The sequence below is a fragment of the Pseudonocardia zijingensis genome (assembly GCF_042657305.1).
Classification (GTDB): domain Bacteria; phylum Actinomycetota; class Actinomycetes; order Mycobacteriales; family Pseudonocardiaceae; genus Pseudonocardia; species Pseudonocardia zijingensis.
Window position 1 is genome coordinate 615,000 of the sequence record NZ_JBHSKO010000002.1, and the last position, 17,909, is coordinate 632,908.

Genomic DNA, 17,909 nt, shown 5'->3' on the forward strand with positions numbered 1-17,909 from the left:
GGGTGCTCGGCCCCGTGACGGCCACCGACGCCGCGGGCTGCCCGGTGAACTTGCGCGGCCCCCGCCACCGCGAGGTGCTCGCGCGGCTGATCGCCGCCCGCGGGCGGGTGGTGCCCCTCGACGCGCTGATCGAGGACCTCTGGGCGGGCGATCCCCCGCGCCGGGCGGCGGGGTCGGTGCGGACGTTCGTGTCCGCCCTGCGCGGCGCGCTCGGCGCGGGCCACCCGATCGTCACCGCGGGGCCCGGGTACGCGTTCCGGGCCGGCCGCGGCACGGTGGACGCGTGGCGGTTCGAGGACGTGGTATCGGGAGCCGGGACGGAGGCCGCCGCCGTCTGCCCCCTTGAGGAGGCCCTGGGCTGGTGGCGCGGCCCGGCCTACGCCGACTTCCCCGACGCGGTGTGGGCGCGTGCGGAGCGGGCACGGCTCACCGAGTTGCGGCTGGGGGCGGTCGAGCAGCTGGCCAGGGCGCGGCTGGCGGCGGGCCGGCCGCACACCGCCGTGCCCGACCTCGACTCCCACATCACCGAGCACCCGTGGCGGGAGGACGGGTGGTGGCTGCTCGCGCTGGCGCTGTACCGCTGCGACCGGCCCGGCGACGCGCTGGCCGTGCTGCGCCGCGCCCGCGCCCGGCTCGCCGGGGAGCTCGGCACGGATCCGGGCCCGAAGCTCGCCGAACTGGAGACCGACATCCTGCGCCGCTCCCCGCGGCTGTTGCCGCGCCCCGCGGGCCCGGACGAGGTGTGGGCGGGCGCGGCGGCCGAGTGGGAGCGCAGCCCGGCGCTCAGGGCGGGCGTGAAGCTCGCGTCGGCGACCGCGTTGCTGCGCAGCCTGGCGATCCACGGCGGCGGCCCGGGCACGGCCGTGTCGCGGCACGCGGCCACGGTGGCCGTGGCCGAGCAGCTCGGCGACGCCCGGCTGACCGCGCGGGTGATCAGCGGGTACGAGGTGCCGAGCGTCTGGGCCCGCTCGGACGACCCCCGTTCGTCGGCGACGATCGTCGCGGCGGCCGAGCGCGCGCTGCGCAGCACCGAGGCCCCGGGCGAGCGGGCCCGGCTGCTGACGGCGATCACGATCGAGTCGCGCGGGTTGCGCGGCGACCGGGGGCCGGAGGCCGCGCGCGAGGCGGAACGGCTCGCCCGCCGCAGCGGTGACCCCGCCCTGCTGGCCTTCGCGCTCTCGGGCCGGATCATGCAGTGCTTCCACCGCGCCGGGCTCGCCGCGCAGCGGGGCGAGCTCGGTCGGGAGATCCGCGCGCTCGCCGCCGCACACGACCTGCCCACCTACGCGATCCTCGCGCACATCGTGGAGCTGCAGACCCGCAGCGCGCTCGGTGATCTCGACGGCGCGGCCGCCGAGGCCGAGGCGCTCGCGCAGGCGGGTGAACGGCACGACAGCCCGCTGGTGCCCGTGTTCGTCGCCTGGTTCGCCGCGCTGCGGGCCGCCGAGACCGGCGCCGCCGACGCCGAGGCCCGCTACCGCGCGGCCGCCCGGCTGCTCGCGGACGCCGACATGCCCGGGGTGGAACACGGCCTGCTCGACCTCGCCCTCGTGTGCCTGCGGCTGCGACGCGGCGAGCCCGCGGGGCCCGTACGCGACCCCGGCCCGTACGAGCCCTGGATCCGGCCGCACCTCCTGCTCGCCGGCGGCCGCACGGCGGACGCCGCCGAGGCCGTACGCGCACTGCCCGAAACGCCACCGGACCACCTGCTCGAGGTGCTCTGGTGCCTGGCCGGACGCGCCGCGCTCGCGGTGGGGGACTCCGCCACGGCGGCACGCGCCGAGCGCGCCCTCGCGCCCGCGGCGGGGGAGCTCGCGGGGGCCGGGAGCGGCATGCTGACCTTCGGCCCCGTCGACGAGCACCTCGCCGCACTCCGGGGGGCGCTCACCCGGTGAGCGTCTGGGTGCCCAGCACCGTGATCAACTCGAGGCGTTCTGCGTCCTCCGTGCCGGGCACCGCGGTGTAGATCATGATCCGCAGGTCGCTGCCCGCCACCGTGAGCATGTCGCAGTCGAGCTCCACAGCGCCGACGTGCGGGTGGTCGACGATCTTGCGCGCGGTCTCGTGGTGCCCGACCACGCCCGCGTCCCACAGCTCGGCGAAGCGCAGGCTCGCCGCGCGCAGGTCTGCGACCAACCGGCGCAGCTGCCGGTCGGCCGGGTAGCGCCCGGCCGCCGCGCGCAGGTCGCCGACCAGCGTGGCCTCCAGCTCCCGGCGGGACTCCGGCGTCTGCCGGACCCGCGTGCCCGGCCCCACGAGGTTGCGCCACACGGCGTTGCGCTCGTGGCCGCGCCACCCGCCCGGGTCGCCCATCAGCGCCGCGTACGGGTGGTTGGCGACGAGCAGGGTCCAGGCCGCGTCGAACACCGCGACGGGGGTCGCCGGCAGGCGGTCGAGCAGGTGCCGCACGCTCGGGCTGATGTGGACGGGAACCGTCTCCGGGCCGGGCGGGGCCATTCCCGCCAGGTGGAACAGGTGGGCGCGCTCGGCCGTCGACAGCCGCAGTGCCCGGGCCAGCGCCTCGACGACCTGCCCCGACGGGCGCGCCGCCCGGCCCTGTTCGAGGCGGGTGACGTAGTCGACGGAGATGCCGGCGAGCATCGCCAGCTCCTCCCGGCGCAGGCCGGCCGTGCGGCGGTGCCCGCCGACCGGCAGGCCCGCGGCCTCGGGCGGGACCCGTTCCCGCCAGCGGCGCACGGCCCGCCCGAACTCCGAGGTGGCCATGGCGCCAGTCTGCCGACCCGCCGCCCGGTCAGCCTGGTACCGCCTGTCCCACGAAGACGGGACTCTGGCCCGGTCCGCGATGCGGCTCGAGGGTGGAGCCATGCCACTCGACCCGTCCCCCGTCTGGTTCATCACCGGCTGCTCCACCGGCCTCGGCCGCGCGCTGGCCGGCCACGTCCTCGACCGCGGCCACCGGGCCGCAGTGACCGCCCGCGACCCGCGCTCGGTGGCCGACCTCGTCGCCGCCCACGACGACCGCGCGATCGCCCTCCCCCTCGACGTGACCGATCCCGGGCAGGTCGCCACCGCCGTGACCCGCGCCGAGGAGGCGTTCGGCCGGATCGACATCCTGGTCAACAACGCGGGCTACGGCTACCTGGCCGCCGTCGAGGAGGGCGAGGACGCCGAGGTGCGGGCGCTGTTCGACGCGAACGTCCACGGTGCCGTCGCCGTGACGAAGGCCGCGCTCCCCGGCATGCGCGCCCGCCGGGCGGGTCACGTCGTGAACGTGTCCTCGCTCGGCGGGCTCGCCGCGTTCGGCGCCACCGGCTACTACCACGCCACGAAGTTCGCGCTGGAGGGGTTGTCGGAGTCGCTCGCGGCCGAGGTCGCGCCGCTGGGCATCGGCGTGACCATCGTCGAGCCCGGGGCGTTCCGCACGAACTGGTCCGGGCCGTCGATGCGGCAGTCGGCGGTCCGCATCGCCGACTACGCCGACACCGCGGGCAAGCGGCGCGTGGCGACGCTCGCCTCGTACGGCCACCAGCCCGGCGACCCGGAACGCGCCGCCGCGGCGATCGTCACCGCACTCGAGGCACCGCAGCCGCCGCTTCGCCTGGTCCTCGGCACGGCCGCGCTGCAGGTGGCCCGCGCCAAGCTCGACGCGCTGCAGCGCACCTTCACCGAGTGGGAGCACCTCTCGACGAGCACCGAGCTCGAGCCCTCACCCGCGTGACGGGACGTGGGCGCAACCTCGGCGGCGCGCCCGGGCGACAGCCCTCAGCGCGCCGCCAGCGCCGGGCCGAGGGCGTCGAGCGCGCGAGCGGCGGTGTCGACCATCTCCACGACGCGCTCGGTGCCCAGGTGGTCGGCGGCGAACCCCAGGTACTGCACGTGCACCTGGACCTGCGCCCACAGCCGCTCCACCTCCTCCGTCGCCTCCGGGACGAGGGCGGTGTACGCCGCGGGGGCCGGCGCGTCCTGCGCGGCGAGCGTCGCCACGTCGAGCGCGGCCGGGGCGACGCGCGCGTTGCCCCAGTCGATCAGCACGGCGCCGTCGGGCGCGAGCAGCACGTTGCCGCGGTGGGCGTCGCCGTGGGTGAGCGTGCGCGGCAGCAGCGTGAGCGCCGCACGCACGCGCAGGTCCGTCGACCACGCCGCCAGCAGCTCGGCGGCCTCGACGAGCCGGGCGTCGCCGGTGCGGGCGTGCGCGCCGTGAACCGCGGGCAGCGTGTGCTTCGTGATCATCCCGCGCCACCACGTCGCATCGACGACCGGGACCCCGCGCGGCCGCCGACCGCGCCAGTGGGCGTGCACCCGGGCGAGGACGTCCCACACCTCGGCGGGCACCTCCCCGCCGTCCAGCGCGGGCCCGTCGTAGAACGGCAGGAGCAGCCACGTGCCGTGCCGGTCGGCGCCGGCCGCGATCATGCGCGGGCGCTCCACGCCCGGCACCACCGCGATCGCACGCATCGCGGCCACCTCGCTCGACCGCGACCGCTTGAGGACCACCGTCACGGGGCAGCCGTCCGCGTCGAGGACGATGCGTTCCACGCCACCGGCGACGTACCCGCCCCCGAGCGGGCACCGGTCCCTGACCGTCACCGGCGCGCCCGCCCACCGCGCCGCGGCCGAGCGCCATGCGGCGTCCGGCGGAGGTGGGGTCACCGCAGCAACACGAGCACCAGCACGGCGGCGGTGATGCCGATGATCAGGGCGAGCACGCCCCACGGGGCCGGGCGGACGTTCCAGGTGCGCCCCCGGTCGAGGGCGATCCGGCCCGCCCCGGTGAGCGCGAGGCCTGCGGCCGCCAGGCCGAGCACGACGTCCAGCTCCACCGCGTTCGCGCCGGCGGGCGAGGCCACGAAGAACCCGTTGCCCACCTTCAGCGCCACTGAGTTGATCATGAGGCCGAGCAGGCCCGCCGCCGCGATGGGGGTGAGGAAGCCCAGCACCACCAGCGCGCCGCCCACCAGCGCGGTGAGCCCGGCCACCCAGGCCAGGGCCACGACCTGCTGGTAGCCGAACCCCTCCAGCACCCGGGTGAACCCCGCGATGCCCTCGCCGCCCCACATGCCGGTGACGATCTGCATCCCGTGGGCGAAGAACGTGCCGCCCACGCCGAGACGCAGCAGGAGCAACCCCACGTCCGTGCCGGGATTCCACGTCAGCGGCCTGCGTTGCGGCTGCGTGCTGCCCGGCTCCGGCGATCCGAACCCGCCCGCGCCGGGCAGGATCGACGTGGGCTGGTCGCTCATGGCGCCCGAGCGTAGCGGCCCCCGGCCTCGTCGCGGTGGGTTTGCGGCGATCCGGGGCCCGAGTCGTCAGTAGCCGTCCGCCACGAGGTTCGCCGGCTGCTCCCCACGGGCGAAGGCCGCGATCTGCTCGGCTGCGATCCCGTAGGCCCGCTCGAGCCTGCCGGGCACGCTGCCGCCCACGTGCGGGCACAGGAACAGGCCCGGCGCGGACCAGAGCGGGTGGCCCTCGGGCAGCGGCTCGGGGTCCGTGACGTCCAGGGCCGCCCGCAGCCGGCCGCTCACCAGCTCGGCGGTGAGCGCGTCGGTGTCGGCGACGGGGCCGCGCGCGGCGTTCACCAGCAGCGCCCCGTCCGGCATCGCGGCGAGGAACTTCGCGTCGATCAGCCCGCGTGTGGCGTCGGTCAGCGGGACGATCACGACGCAGGCGTCGTGGTCGCCCAGCAGGTCGTGCACCTCGTCGATCGCGTGGACGCCGGGGCGGGCACGGCGCGCGACGAGCGTGGTGGTCACCTCGAACGGCTCGAGCCTGCGCACCGTGTGCTCCGCGACGTCACCGGCGCCGACGATCAGCACGCGCTTGCCCGCGAGCGTGTCGGTGATGTGGTAGTCCCAACGCCCGGCGTCCTGCGCCCGGACGAACTCCGGGAAGTGGCGGTACACGGCGAGCAGCGCGCCGACGATCCACTCGGCGGTGGCGCCGCTGTGCGCGCCGCGGCAGTCGGACAGGGCGACGCCCGCGGGCAGCCGGCCGATCCACGCCTCCGCACCGGCCGTGAGCAGCTGGACCAGGCGCAGCTCGGGCAGCCGCTCGACGATCGGCACCGCCGAGGTGCCCGCGAGGAAGGGCGGGATGAGGACCTGGGCGCGCGCCGCGGCCTCCGGGAGCTCGCCGCCCGGGTCGTAGCGCACGACCTCGACGCCCGCGACGTCGGCGAGCGCCGCTTCCCCCTCGTCCTCCGGTACCAGCACGGTGATGTCGCCCATGGGCCACGACGCTACCGATTCACGGGCCGCTCACCCGCAGCCACCTAACCTGGACCGCGTGGGAGTACGGGTGCGGCGCGCGGCCGCGGCGGCGCTGCTCGTGCTGGCGCTCGGTGGGTGTGCCACGTTCCCCGAGCAGGGCCCCCGCGAGTGGCGTGAACAGCTCGAGGGCGCGGGCGAGCTCGGCGGGCCGCCGGTGGTGCCGGAGCCCACCCCGCAACCGCAGCCCCAGCAGCCGCCCGGGCAGGAGGGTGGCGACGGGCCCCAGCAGCCGCCGTCGGGGTGCGAGGACCCCGACCCGCAGGTGGTCGCCACCTGCCTGGAGCCGGTCGGCGCGATCGCGGTGCTGCCCAGCGCCAGCTCGGCGCTCGTCGGGGAGCGGCAGACCGGGCGGGTGCTGCGCGTGGAGCAGGGCAGCGAGCCGGAGCTGGTGGCCACCGTGCCCGTGGACGCCACCGGCGGTGGTGGGCTCACCGGGCTGGTGCTGTCCCCGTCCTACATCGAGGACCAGCTCGTCTACGCCTACATCACCACGCCGGAGGACAACCGCGTGGTGCGCATCGCGGCGGGCGAACCGGCCAAACCCGTGCTCACCGGGATCCCGCGCGGCCCGGCCAACAACGGCGGCGCCCTCGCCGTCGACGAGGACGGCTCGCTGCTCGTCGCCACCGGCAACGCGGGCCAGAACCCGCCCGCGCAGGAATCCCTGGCCGGCAAGCTGCTGCGCATCGACCTGCAGGGACGGCCGGCCAAGGGCAACCCCGACCCGCTGTCGCCCACGCTGAGCTCCGGGCTGCAGTCCCCCGGCGGGATCTGCGTCGACCCGCGCCGCGGCGCCGCCTGGGTCACCGACCGGCGGGCGGGCGAGGACGCGCTGCACCTCGTGGTGCCCGGCCCCCTCCCACCGCCGGCGTGGCGCTGGCCCGACCGCCCCGGCGTCGCGGGCTGCACAGCACTGGACGGGGCGGTGGCCGTGGCGCAGGTGCGTCCCCAGTCGCTGTTCGTGATCCGGTCGGACGCGAAGAACCTCTTCGTCGGGGCCCCGGAGATGCTGCTGCAGGAGACCTACGGCCGTCTCTCCGCGGCCACCCTCGCCCCCGACGGCCTGGTGTGGCTGGGCACCATCAACAAGGCCGGGGGCAGGCCGGTGTCGTCCGACGACCGCGTGATCCGGATCCAGCCCCTCGCCGCGGGCGGCGACAACCGCCAGTGACGCACCCCCCGTGAGTGGATACGAGTGCTGGAGCACTCGTTACCACTCACGACCCGGGGGAGGCCAGTCGCCGCGACCGGCGCACCGTGGACAGCAGTGCGGTGCACCCGTCCAGCCGCGCCGCTGCAGCACCGCGGCCACCTCGCGGGCAGCGCCGCAGACGTCGGCCGTCATGTCCCTCCAGCCGTAGACCAGCCGCGAACGGCCGGCCAGTTCGGCCGCGTTGTCCCGCCTGCGATCGCGGAAGGCAACACCGGGGAGCAGGTGCGTGCGGCCGTCCAGCCGGATCGTGAGAGCGGCACCCGCGTGGTCGTACGTCACGTCCTCGTACAAGGTGACGCCATCCACCGCGAAGGCGCCTTGCCGGTGGCCCGGCGGCAGTCCGTGGGCCCGCTCGACATCGACGGCGTAGCACTCCTCGAGCACCGACTGCACGCCGAGGCGCACGAGTTGCACCGCGGCGAGCAGAGCACGCCGGTGGCGCGGCGGTGGACGTTCCTCCAGCCTCCGCTCGACGTCGAGCGGTGCGACCCGCCCGGTGACGAGCAGTTCGGTGAGCGTGCGTCGGGCTGCCCGCACGCCACCTCGGCGGCCGCCATGTCGAGGGCGGTGTCGGCGCGGCTCGTGACCGGCGGATCGAGCTCGACCACGATGTGCTCAAAGGCCCGGGACCGGTGGACCACAACGAACGGCTGCTGGGAGACGGCCGACGCGCCGTACGGCACGGTGATGTGGACCGGGCCGTCGGCGACCGGAACGATCCCCCACTGCTCGGCAGCCGTGCGGTGGCTCAGCACCGCCGCGCCCCCGTACAGCAGCGCAGCCACGAGCCGGGCCGGGCGGGGCAGCGGACCGGTGAACGTGGCGTAGACCCGCGGGAGCACCCACTGCCACCGGCCGGCGTCGATCTGGGCAACGATCATGTCGCGGGTGACGCCCATCGTCGCGAGTTGCCGCACGTCGGTGACGCCGTGCTGGCGGGTCTCGATGAGGTGCCACTCGTCCGGGGGTGAGGACGGTTCGGGCATGGCCATGCGCCCGAGGGTCTCCCGGAACGCGTCCGGGCCGGCCGGAGCCGCTCAACCTGTGGACAGGCGAGCGGCGATGTGGACAGGTCCGTCCCACACTGGTCGTGAGTGGATACGAGTGCTTGAGCACTCGTATCCACTCACGGCTATGCGGTGACCCGCTCGATCACCAGCTCCCGCACGCGCTTGGCGTCGGCCTGCCCCTTGGTGGCCTTCATGACGGCGCCGACGATCGCGCCCGCGGCCTGCACCTTGCCGCCGCGGATCTTCTCGGCGATGTCGGGCTGGGCGGCGAGGGCCTCGTCGACGGCGGCGAGCAGCGCCGTGTCGTCGGAGACCACGGCGAGCCCGCGCGCGGCGACCACCTCGTCGGGCTCGCCCTCGCCCGCGAGGACGCCGTCGACCACCTGGCGGGCCAGCTTGTTGGACAGCTCCCCCGACGCCACGAGCGCGATCACCCGCGCCACCTGGGCCGGGGTGATCGGCAGGTCGGCGAGCTCGACGCCGCGGGCGTTGGCCTGCTGGGTGAGGTAGGAGACCCACCACGAGCGGGCCTCACCCGCCGGGGCGCCGGCGGCCACGGTGGCCTCGATGAGTTCGAGGGCGCCCGCGTTGACCAGGTCGCGCAGCTCGAGGTCGGTGAGACCCCAGTCCTGCTGGATCCGGCGGCGGCGCTCCCACGGCAGCTCGGGCAGCGTGCCGCGCAGCTCCTCGACCCACTCCGCGGACGGCGCGATCGGCACCAGGTCGGGCTCGGGGAAGTAGCGGTAGTCCTCCGCGGTCTCCTTGGTGCGCCCCGGGGACGTGGTGCCGGTGGACTCGTCGAAGTGCCGCGTCTCCTGCACCACCCGGCCGCCGGCGAGCAGCACGCCCGCCTGCCGCGTCATCTCGTACCGGACGGCGCGCTCCACCGACCGCAGCGAGTTGACGTTCTTGGTCTCGGAGCGGGTGCCGAACTCGGTGGCGCCCTTCGGCATCAGGGAGACGTTGGCGTCACACCGCAGCGAACCCTGGTCCATCCGCACGTCGGACACGCCGAGCGCGCGGAGCAGGTCGCGCAGCGCCGTGACGTAGGCGCGCGCCACCTCGGGCGCCCGCTCCCCCGTGCCGACGATCGGCTTCGTGACGATCTCGATCAGCGGCACGCCCGCGCGGTTGTAGTCGAGCAGCGAGTACTCCGCGCCGTGGATGCGCCCGGTGGCGCCGCCGACGTGCAGCGACTTGCCGGTGTCCTCCTCCATGTGCGCGCGCTCGATCTCCACGCGGAACACCGAGCCGTCGTCGAGCGGCACGTCCAGGTATCCGCCCGTGGCGATCGGCTCGTCGTACTGGGACGTCTGGAAGTTCTTCGGCATGTCCGGGTAGAAGTAGTTCTTCCGCGCGAACCGGCCCCACGGCGCGATGGTGCAGTTCAGCGCCAGCCCGATCCGGATCGCCGACTCCACCGCGGCCCGGTTGACCACCGGCAGCGCGCCGGGCAGGCCAAGGCACACCGGGCACACCTGCGTGTTCGGCTCCGCGCCGAAGGTGGTGGGGCAGCCGCAGAACATCTTGGTCTGCGTGTTCAGCTCGACGTGGACCTCGAGGCCGAGCACCGGGTCGAAGCGCTCCACGACCTCTGCGAAATCGACGAGCGTGGGCGCGCTCACGACGAAACCTCCAACGTGGGGACGCGATCGAGCAGGGGGCCGTCCTCGGCGGTGCGGGCCGCCTCGTACGCGGCCGCCACCCGGTACATCACGGCCTCACCCAGCGCGGGCGCCATGATCTGCAACCCGACCGGCAGCCCGTCGGCGAGCCCGGACGGCACGGACATCGCCGCGGTGCCCGCCAGGTTGGTGGGGATCGTGGCGAGGTCGTTGAGGTACATGGCCAGGGGGTCGTCGACCTTGTCGCCGAGCGGGAACGCCGTGGTGGGCGTGGTGGGCGACACGAGGACGTCGGCCTGCTCGAACGCCGCGGCGAAGTCGCGGCTGATGAGCGTGCGCACCTTCTGCGCCTGCCCGTAGTAGGCGTCCCAGTAGCCGGACGAGAGCGCGTACGTGCCGAGGATGATGCGGCGCTTCACCTCGGGACCGAAGCCGGCCTCGCGGGTGGCGGCCATGACCTCCTCGGCCGACGCGCCCTGGTCGACGCGCAGCCCGTAGCGCATGGCGTCGAACCGGGCGAGGTTGGACGACACCTCGCTGGGCAGGATCAGGTAGTAGGCCGCCAGCCCGTACTCGAAGTGCGGGCAGGACACCTCCACCAGCTCGGCGCCGAGCTTCTCCAGCTGCCGCAGCGCCTCCTCGTAGCAGGTGCGGACGCCGGGCTGGTAGCCCTCACCGGACATCTCGCGCACCACGCCGACGCGCAGACCCGACAGGTCGCCGTCGGCACCGCGGCGGGCCGCCTCGACGACAGGGGGCACGGGCTGGTCGATCGAGGTGGAGTCCATCGGGTCGTACCCGGCGATCACCTCGTGCAGCAGCGCGGTGTCCAGCACCGTGCGCGCGCAGGGCCCGCCCTGGTCGAGCGAGGAGGCGCAGGCGATCAGCCCGTAGCGCGACACCCCGCCGTAGGTGGGCTTGGCGCCGACGGTGCCGGTGAACGCGGCCGGCTGGCGGATCGAACCGCCGGTGTCGGTGCCGATCGCGAGCGGCGCCTCGAACGCGGCGAGCGCGGCGGCCGAGCCGCCCCCGGACCCGCCGGGCACGCGGCCGAGGTCCCACGGGTTGTGGGTGGGCCCGAACGCGGAGTGCTCGGTGGACGAGCCCATGGCGAACTCGTCCATGTTGGTCTTGCCCAGGATCGTGATGCCCGCGGCGCGCAGCCGGGCCGCGACCGTGGCGTCGTACGGTGGGCGCCAGCCCTCCAGGATCTTCGAGCCCGCCGTGGTGGGCATGTCGATCGTGGTGAACACGTCCTTGAGCGCCAGCGGGACGCCGGCCAGGGGCGACGCGGGCGCGGTGCCCGCGGCGAGGCCCTCGTCGACCATGGCCGCCGACGCGAGCGCGGCCTCGGCCGCGACGTGCAGGAACGCGTGCACCTCGCCGTCGACGGCGGCGATGCGGTCGAGGTGGGCCTGCGCGACCTCGACGGCCGACACCTCGCGGGAGTGGATCTTCGCGGCGAGCTCGGCCGCGGTCATCCGGGTGAGATCGACGCTCATGCCTCCTCCCCCAGGATCTGCGGCACGCGGAAGCGACCGTCCTCCGCGGCGGGGGCGCAGGCGAGCGCCTGCTCCTGGGTGAGGCCGGGGCGCAGCTCGTCGGGGCGGAACACGTTCTGCAACGGGACCGCGTGCGAGGTGGGCGGGATGTCGTCGGCGGCGACCTCGCCCACACGGGCGACCGCACCGAGGATCACCTCGAGCTGGCCGGCGAAGACATCCAGTTCGGCGTCGGTGACGGCGAGCCGGGAGAGCCGGGCGAGGTGAGCGACCTCCTCCCGGCTGATGTGCGCTGCCGCGGGTTCGGCGGACATGTCCCTCCAGGACGGTGTGCTGCGGAGGCCCGCAACCAGTGCGGACGATGGCGACCCCGATGCCGCGCCAGGCGCCGGCACCAGCGGGTTCGAGTCTAGTCGCGGGGCCGGAACGGCCGGTCGCCGCATCGGTCCCGGCGACGGGCGCAGCGACAGGCGCGCGCGGGAGACCGGGCGCACGGAACCGAGGTGTCGTGACGGAGTGCCGAAACGCCGCGCTCCTGACACAATCCGGAGAACAGTGCTGCCGCGTGAACCGCCCTCGATCTGACGCGGGCCCCGGTCCGCGGTGGGGGCGCGTACGCGAGAGGACGTGTGGTGTGTCATTCCTGCTCCGGGTCGTTCTTCCGGACAAGCCGGGCAGTCTCGGAGCCGTGGCCACCGCGCTGGGCAACGCGGGGGCAGACATCCTCGGTGTCGACGTCGTCGAGCGCAGCCAGGGGCACGCGGTCGACGACCTCGCGGTCGAGCTGCCGGCCGGCCGGCCTCCGGACGTGCTCATCACGGCGGCCGAGTCCGTGCCCGACGTCGAGGTCGAGTCGGTCCGGCCGCACTCCGGCAAGCTCGAGACCCACCACGAGCTGGAGCTGATCGACCAGGTCGCGGGCGATCCCGAGAACGGGCTGCAGCTGCTCGCCGACGGCGTGCCGCGGATCTTCCGCGCTGGCTGGGCGATCATCGCGGTGCGCGAGGACGGTTCGTCCTACCGGCTGGCCGAGAGCGCCGCCGCTCCGGAGACCCGTGCGGGCGATCTGCCGTGGTTGCCGCTGGAGAAGGCCACGGTGCTGGACCCCGCGGTGCACTGGATGCCTGAGCCGTGGAGCGCGCTGGACACCGAGCTGGCGGCCGCCCCGTTCGGCCCCAAGGCTCGCGCCCTCGTGGTCGGGCGTCCCGGCGGTCCGGCGTTCCGGCCATCGGAGCTCGCGCGCCTCACCCATCTCGCCGGCATCGTCGTCACGGTCCTCGGTCCGTAGGTGTCGATGGACCGCCCCTGGTCCCGCGTGCCGAACTGGGTCGGCGTCGCGCTGCGGCCCGAGCTCGCCGGCACGATCGACGGCATCATCTCCGCGGTGCGCGCCGAGGTGCCCGAGTACGCCCGGCCGCTCACGGGCCGGTTCGGCGCCCGGATCACCGAGGGCGTGTCGGTGGCGATGGGCCAGTTCCTCGACCTGCTGGGCCGCGACGACCCGCTCGGCGACGCCACCGTGTACCGCGCGCTCGGCCAGCTGGAGCACCGCGAGGGACGCACGCTCGCGGCCCTGCAGTCGGCCTACCAGGTGGGCACGCGGACGTTGTGGCAGCGCCTCGCCGCGAGCACCACGGCCCGGCAGCTGCCGCCCGAGGTGATCTTCAACCTCGCGGAGGCGCTGTTCGGCTACGTCGAGCAGATCAGCGCGGCGTCGGTGGCGGGGTGGGCGGACGAGGAGGCCAGCCGGGCGGGTTCGCTGCAGGCCCGCAGGCACGCGCTCGTCGAGCTGCTCGCCCAGCCGACGCCGCCGGTGGCGGCCGAGCTCGAACGGGCCGCGGCCGCGGCGGGCTGGACGGTGCCGGCGCGGGTGGCGGCGCTCGTGGTCGAGGACGCGGTGGCGGTGGCCGCCCGCCTGCCCGGCGCGGTGGGCGCCGACCTGGACCCGGTGGGCCTGGTGGTCGTTGCCGCCCGCGGGGAGTCGGACGACGTCCGGTGGGACCGGGTCCGCGGCGCCACCGGCGGCCGGTGCGCCGTGCTCGGGCCGGTGGTGGAGCCTGCGCAGGCCAACAGCTCGGTGCGGCTGGCCCAGGCCGCGTGGCCGCTGCACGCCGCGGGCCGGTTGGACGGCGACGCGCCGCTCGTCCGAGCCGACGAGCACCTGCTCCCGCTGCTGCTCGCCGCGGCCCCCGAGGTGGCCGAGGCTCTCACCGACCGCGCCCTGGCCCCGCTGCGCGCCCTCCCGCCCGGCGCCGCCGCCCGCGCGGAGGAGACCTTGCGCGCCTGGCTGGACGCGCACGGCGACGTCACCGCCACTGCCACCGCGCTGCACGTGCACCCGCAGACCGTGCGCTACCGCCTCGCCTCCCTGCGCGAGACGTTCGGCGGGGCGCTCGACGACCCGGCGGCCCGCCTCGAGCTGGCCGTGGCCCTGCGGGCCGGCCCGGCCGCGGAACGGGGCCCCTCAGCCTGAGCGGGCGAGGCGGGTGCGCGCGGACTCCCGGAAGCGGGCGACGAGCGGGTTGCGCTCCCCGGCGCGGTTGACGACGGCCACCTGGCAGGGCTCGATGCCCTCGATGGGGAGGGTGGCGAGGTCGTCGCGCAGCGTGCTGCGCCGGTCGTCGGCGGGCACGACGGCGACCGCACGCCCGTCGGCGACCACCTCGAGCTTGTCCTCGAAGGTGTCGACGAGCACCGGACCGAGCGGGGCCGGGTTGCCGTCGGCGCGAGGGTCGAGCCGCCAGAACTCCGTCCACGCCGCCGCCATGCCGGCGCAGGCCACGAGGGGTTCGCCGGCGAAGTCGTCGAGCTGCACCGACTCCTTCCCCGCGAGGCGGTGTGACGCCGGCACGAGCAGTGCCCGTGGTTCGTCGTAGAGCACCGTGACCTGCAGGTCGTCGCCCGGGATGGAGAGCGGCGTGCGGGCGACGAGCGCGTCGACGCGGCGGTCGGGCAAGGCGCGGGCGTCGTCCCAGTCCAGGTGGAGGGTGCGCACGTGCGCCTGCGGGTGGCGGCGGCGCAGGTCGCGCACCGCGGGGGTGATGACGAGGTCCTCGACGTAACCGATGGTGATCGTGCGCGGCGGGGCGGCGGCGCGCGCCGCGACGGTGGCCTGCCGGGCGGTGTGCAGGAGCTCCTGTGCCCGCGGGAGGAACGCCGCGCCCGCGGCGCTGAGGCGGCTGCCCTGGGTGGTGCGCTCCAGCAGGCGCACGCCGAGCGCGTCCTCCAGCCGCTGGATCTGGCGGCTCAGGGAGGGCTGGGCGACGCGCAACTCCGCTGCCGCCCTGGCGAAGTTGAGGTGCTCGGCGACAACGGTGAAGTACCGGACCAGCCGCAGGTCGAGGTCGACGCCGCCGCCGTGCGCCGGGCTCTCGTCGGGCATGCGACCACGGTACGCGTGATGCGGTTCCTGCATGACGGGGTGCGGAACAGGTCGTGGACACCCGGCCCGGGCGGCCGTTGACTCGATCTCACCAACCACCGCACGAGGCAGGGGACGCCGGGAATGGGCAGGTACGAGGGCAAGAAGATCGTGATCACGGGCGGCAGCAGCGGGTTCGGGCTCGCCACCGCGCGGCTGCTCGTCGGCGAGGGGGCGCGGGTGCTGATCACCGGCCGCCACCAGGACGCGCTGGACGCCGCCGGCGCCACGCTCGGCGGGAACGCGATCGCCGTGCGCAGCGACGCGGCATCGGTGCCCGACGTGGAGGCGCTGGCCGGCCGCGTGGAGGAGGAGTTCGGCACGGTCGACGCCCTGTTCGCCAACGCGGGCATCAACGGTTTCGCACCGTTCGAGGCGACGAGCGAGGAGCTGTTCGATCAGCTGCTCGCGGTCAACACCAAGGGCCCCTACTTCACGGTGCAGAAGCTCGCTCCCCTGCTGGCGGAGGGCGCGGGCGTGGTGCTCACGACGTCCGTGGCGAACGTCAGGGGCGTGCCCGCCCTCAGCGCCTACGCCGCCACCAAGGCCGCGCTGCGCTCGATGACGCGCAGCATGGCCCGCGAGCTGCTGCCCGCCGGGGTCCGCGTCAACGCGATCAGCCCCGGCATGATCGACTCCGGGATCCTGGAGAAGTCGCTGCCCGCCGAGGCCGCGGAACGGACGAAGCAGGAGCTGCTCGCCCACGTGCCCATGATGCGGCTGGGCGAGCCGGACGAGATCGCCAGGGTGTTCACGTTCCTCGCCTTCGAGGCCACCTACACCACCGGTGCCGAACTCGCCGTCGACGGCGGTGCATCCCAGATCTGACCCGCCGGTCAGCGGCTGGAGAGCCCCCGCAGGACGATGTCCAGGCCGCGGCGGAACTCCTCGTCGGGCGGCACGGACCGGGCGTCGGCGGCGGTGCGGGCGAGCAGCGGGTAGTCGTCGGGCGAGAGCTCGGACATCACGATCGTGCCCGGCCCCGACAGCGCCGCGTGGTGCTCGTTCTGCAGGAACCCGAGCAGGTGGCCGATCAGCGTGCGCTGGGCGAGCACCCGCTCGGTGCCGGTGAAGCCGCCGTCGGTGAGCGCCTCGAGCATGGTCTCGATCAGCCGCAGCGAGCCGGGCGCGGCCTGCCGGTGCCGCAGCACCAGCGGCACCACCGCCGGGTGCCGGGCCACGGCCACCCGGATGCGGTCCAGGAGCAACCGGATCCGGTCCTCCCAGCTCGAGTCGGGCAGCTCCAGGTCGACGGTGCGGAACACGTGGTCGACCACCAGCAGCTCGAGGGCACTGCGGTCGGCGACGTAACGGTAGAGGCCCATCGTGGCCACCCCGAGCTCGCGGGCCACCGCGCGCATGGTGAGCGCGGCCAGACCGTCCCTGTCGACGACGGCCAGCGCCGCGGCGACCAGCTGGTCGTCGGTGAGGGAGCGGGGCCGGGGCACGGCTTGACAGCGTACAAGGTACGCGCATACTGGCGTAGGCGTACCTTGTACACCAAAGGAGTCCACCGTGAAGCCCGCCGTCCCCGCCCGCACCCTGCAGACCGTCGCCGGCGCACCCGTCCGCGTGCCACACGTCGAACGGCTCGTCCACCTGCAGTTCCGGCGCTTCGCCGGCTGCCCGGTGTGCAACCTCCACCTGCGCTCGATCGTGAACCGGCTCGACGACATCGAGGCCGCGGGCATCCACGAGGTCGTGGTCTTCCACTCCAGTGCCGAAGCACTGCGCCCCTACACCGCGGACCTGCCCCTGGACGTCGTGGCCGACCCGCAGCGCACCCTCTACCGCGAGTTCGGCGTGGAGTCCTCCCCGCGGGCCCTGCTCGACCCGCGCGGCTGGCCGGCGATCGGCCGGGCCGTCGTGCGGGAGCTGCAGGCCGTGCAGCGCGGACGGCCCGCTCCCCCGGTGCACCCCGAGGGCGGGCGGCTCGGCCTGCCCGCCGACTTCCTCATCGCCCCCGACGGCCGGGTGCTCGCCCGCAAGCACGGCGTGCACGTCGGCGACCAGTGGTCGGTCGACGAGCTGCTCGCGCTCGTGCCCCTCCGGGAGGAGGACCGCGCATGATGACCGTCGAGGTGTTCGTCACCGGCCGCCCGCTCACCCCCGACGCGGAGAGCGACCTCGCCGAGCGCGTGCTGCGGGCGCTCACCACCGCGGAGGCGGCGCCGGATTCGGTGCTGGACTCGGCGCGCGAGTTCGTCCACGTCCTGGTCGCGCAGCCGCGCGCATGGGCCACGGGCGGGCCGGCGGGGCCCCGCTACCTCGTACGGGTCACCGTGCCCGGGGCGTGGAGCAACGCCGAGTTCGCGGAACACGTCGTGCCCCTGATCACCGACGCGATCGCCGCCTCGGAGCCCGACCCCACGCGGTTGCGCCGCGACCCGCACTGCGTCGTGCAGGTCGTCGGCGTGCGGGAGCACTGCCTGGGCACACTCGGCCGGACCACCACGAGCACCGAGATCACCCGGCTGATGACCCGCGGCTACCGCGAGTCGGACGAGCAGCCGGTAGCGCCCGAAGGCAGCACAATCGACCCCGTCTGCGGCATGGCCGTCGAATGGGCCACCGCGACGTTCACGCTCACGCACGACGGCGTCGCCTACGCCTTCTGCGCCCCGGGCTGCAGGAAGGTATTCCTGGAGGACGTCGCGGCCGTGTGACGCGCACACCGCCGAAATGGTCGTTGACCAGCGCCGATCAAGGGGAAATGGTCGTCTTTGGAGAGGCGGGCTCAACCGGTGGTTGCAACCAGGTGATCAGGGGAAGTGTGGATCATGGCTGGTGCGCGGTTGACCCGGGAGGAACGGGTCCGGATCGAGACGTTGTGGCGGGCGGGGTGGTCGTTCGCGGAGATCGGAGAGGCGATCGGGCGGGATCGCACCACGGTGTGGCGGGAGGTGGGGCG

Annotated in this window: 19 protein-coding genes; 9 read left to right on the forward strand and 10 right to left on the reverse strand. The window is 75.0% G+C overall.

The window, feature by feature from the left end:
- Nucleotides 1-14: 14 nt before the first annotated feature.
- Complete coding sequence (locus ACFPL3_RS07045) at nucleotides 15-1,895, forward strand: BTAD domain-containing putative transcriptional regulator (RefSeq protein WP_379588582.1); 1,881 nt, start codon at nucleotides 15-17, stop codon at nucleotides 1,893-1,895.
- Here ACFPL3_RS07045 and ACFPL3_RS07050 read toward each other — a convergent pair.
- Nucleotides 1,885-2,724: a helix-turn-helix transcriptional regulator gene (locus ACFPL3_RS07050; protein WP_343943354.1), complete on the reverse strand. Its 840-nt coding sequence runs from the start codon at nucleotides 2,722-2,724 to the stop codon at nucleotides 1,885-1,887. The two genes, ACFPL3_RS07045 and ACFPL3_RS07050, sit on opposite strands and share 11 nt — an antisense overlap.
- Nucleotides 2,725-2,824: 100 nt before the next feature.
- Between ACFPL3_RS07050 and ACFPL3_RS07055 the strand changes: the two genes are divergently transcribed.
- Nucleotides 2,825-3,679, forward strand: coding sequence for an oxidoreductase (locus ACFPL3_RS07055; protein ID WP_343943353.1), 855 nt, complete (start codon nucleotides 2,825-2,827; stop codon nucleotides 3,677-3,679).
- Between the two features lie 44 nt (nucleotides 3,680-3,723).
- Here ACFPL3_RS07055 and ACFPL3_RS07060 read toward each other — a convergent pair whose 3' ends face one another.
- From ACFPL3_RS07060 to ACFPL3_RS07070, 3 genes are all read right to left on the reverse strand, one after another.
- On the reverse strand, nucleotides 3,724-4,611 hold the full coding sequence (locus tag ACFPL3_RS07060) for an aminoglycoside phosphotransferase family protein (RefSeq protein WP_343943352.1): 888 nt from the start codon (nucleotides 4,609-4,611) through the stop codon (nucleotides 3,724-3,726).
- The gene (locus tag ACFPL3_RS07065) at nucleotides 4,608-5,201 is read right to left on the reverse strand and encodes a DoxX family protein (RefSeq protein ID WP_343943351.1); all 594 of its coding nucleotides are present in this window, start codon (nucleotides 5,199-5,201) and stop codon (nucleotides 4,608-4,610) included. Before ACFPL3_RS07065 ends, ACFPL3_RS07060 begins: the two co-directional genes overlap by 4 nt.
- Nucleotides 5,202-5,267: 66 nt before the next feature.
- Nucleotides 5,268-6,185 carry a 2-hydroxyacid dehydrogenase gene (locus tag ACFPL3_RS07070; RefSeq protein ID WP_343943350.1) on the reverse strand — a complete coding sequence of 306 codons (918 nt, stop codon included), beginning with the start codon at nucleotides 6,183-6,185 and terminating at the stop codon, nucleotides 5,268-5,270.
- A 58-nt stretch (nucleotides 6,186-6,243) separates the two neighbouring features.
- Here ACFPL3_RS07070 and ACFPL3_RS07075 point away from each other — a divergent pair, with 58 nt between their 5' ends.
- Nucleotides 6,244-7,398, forward strand: coding sequence for a PQQ-dependent sugar dehydrogenase (locus ACFPL3_RS07075; RefSeq protein ID WP_343943349.1), 1,155 nt, complete (start codon nucleotides 6,244-6,246; stop codon nucleotides 7,396-7,398).
- Nucleotides 7,399-7,437: 39 nt separating this feature from the next.
- Here ACFPL3_RS07075 and ACFPL3_RS07080 read toward each other — a convergent pair whose 3' ends face one another.
- The 4 genes from ACFPL3_RS07080 to gatC form a co-directional block, all read right to left on the reverse strand.
- Nucleotides 7,438-7,977: a hypothetical protein gene (locus tag ACFPL3_RS07080; protein ID WP_379588585.1), complete on the reverse strand. Its 540-nt coding sequence runs from the start codon at nucleotides 7,975-7,977 to the stop codon at nucleotides 7,438-7,440.
- A gap of 595 nt (nucleotides 7,978-8,572) precedes the next feature.
- Nucleotides 8,573-10,075: an Asp-tRNA(Asn)/Glu-tRNA(Gln) amidotransferase subunit GatB gene (gatB, locus tag ACFPL3_RS07085; RefSeq protein ID WP_343943346.1), complete on the reverse strand. Its 1,503-nt coding sequence runs from the start codon at nucleotides 10,073-10,075 to the stop codon at nucleotides 8,573-8,575.
- Nucleotides 10,072-11,577, reverse strand: a complete 1,506-nt coding sequence (gatA, locus tag ACFPL3_RS07090) for an Asp-tRNA(Asn)/Glu-tRNA(Gln) amidotransferase subunit GatA (RefSeq protein ID WP_343943345.1) — start codon at nucleotides 11,575-11,577, stop codon at nucleotides 10,072-10,074. The genes gatB and gatA overlap by 4 nt, the downstream gene beginning before the upstream one ends.
- Nucleotides 11,574-11,891 (reverse strand): Asp-tRNA(Asn)/Glu-tRNA(Gln) amidotransferase subunit GatC, encoded by a 318-nt coding sequence (gene gatC / locus ACFPL3_RS07095; RefSeq protein WP_343943344.1) that lies wholly within the window; start codon nucleotides 11,889-11,891, stop codon nucleotides 11,574-11,576. The genes gatA and gatC overlap by 4 nt, the downstream gene beginning before the upstream one ends.
- A 320-nt stretch (nucleotides 11,892-12,211) precedes the next feature.
- On the opposite strand from gatC, the gene ACFPL3_RS07100 reads away from it, so the two are divergent.
- Nucleotides 12,212-12,865: an ACT domain-containing protein gene (locus ACFPL3_RS07100; RefSeq protein ID WP_343943343.1), complete on the forward strand. Its 654-nt coding sequence runs from the start codon at nucleotides 12,212-12,214 to the stop codon at nucleotides 12,863-12,865.
- 6 nt (nucleotides 12,866-12,871) lie between these two features.
- Nucleotides 12,872-14,050, forward strand: coding sequence for a helix-turn-helix domain-containing protein (locus ACFPL3_RS07105; RefSeq protein WP_379588587.1), 1,179 nt, complete (start codon nucleotides 12,872-12,874; stop codon nucleotides 14,048-14,050).
- Here ACFPL3_RS07105 and ACFPL3_RS07110 read toward each other — a convergent pair.
- A complete protein-coding gene (locus ACFPL3_RS07110; RefSeq protein WP_343946066.1) occupies nucleotides 14,042-14,959 on the reverse strand; it encodes a LysR family transcriptional regulator in 918 nt (305 codons plus the stop codon). The two genes, ACFPL3_RS07105 and ACFPL3_RS07110, sit on opposite strands and share 9 nt — an antisense overlap.
- Before the next feature lie 123 nt (nucleotides 14,960-15,082).
- Here ACFPL3_RS07110 and ACFPL3_RS07115 point away from each other — a divergent pair, with 123 nt between their 5' ends.
- Nucleotides 15,083-15,826 carry a glucose 1-dehydrogenase gene (locus tag ACFPL3_RS07115; RefSeq protein WP_343946067.1) on the forward strand — a complete coding sequence of 248 codons (744 nt, stop codon included), beginning with the start codon at nucleotides 15,083-15,085 and terminating at the stop codon, nucleotides 15,824-15,826.
- Between the two features lie 8 nt (nucleotides 15,827-15,834).
- Here ACFPL3_RS07115 and ACFPL3_RS07120 read toward each other — a convergent pair whose 3' ends face one another.
- Nucleotides 15,835-16,446, reverse strand: a complete 612-nt coding sequence (locus ACFPL3_RS07120) for a TetR/AcrR family transcriptional regulator (RefSeq protein ID WP_343946068.1) — start codon at nucleotides 16,444-16,446, stop codon at nucleotides 15,835-15,837.
- A gap of 67 nt (nucleotides 16,447-16,513) precedes the next feature.
- Between ACFPL3_RS07120 and ACFPL3_RS07125 the strand changes: the two genes are divergently transcribed.
- The 3 genes from ACFPL3_RS07125 to ACFPL3_RS07135 all read left to right on the forward strand — a co-directional run.
- Complete coding sequence (locus tag ACFPL3_RS07125; RefSeq protein ID WP_343946069.1) at nucleotides 16,514-17,068, forward strand: peroxiredoxin-like family protein; 555 nt, start codon at nucleotides 16,514-16,516, stop codon at nucleotides 17,066-17,068.
- Nucleotides 17,065-17,664: a hypothetical protein gene (locus ACFPL3_RS07130; protein ID WP_343946070.1), complete on the forward strand. Its 600-nt coding sequence runs from the start codon at nucleotides 17,065-17,067 to the stop codon at nucleotides 17,662-17,664. Before ACFPL3_RS07125 ends, ACFPL3_RS07130 begins: the two co-directional genes overlap by 4 nt.
- Nucleotides 17,665-17,778: 114 nt before the next feature.
- A partial coding sequence (locus ACFPL3_RS07135) for a helix-turn-helix domain-containing protein (RefSeq protein WP_379588599.1) occupies nucleotides 17,779-17,909 on the forward strand: 131 nt, incomplete at its 3' end.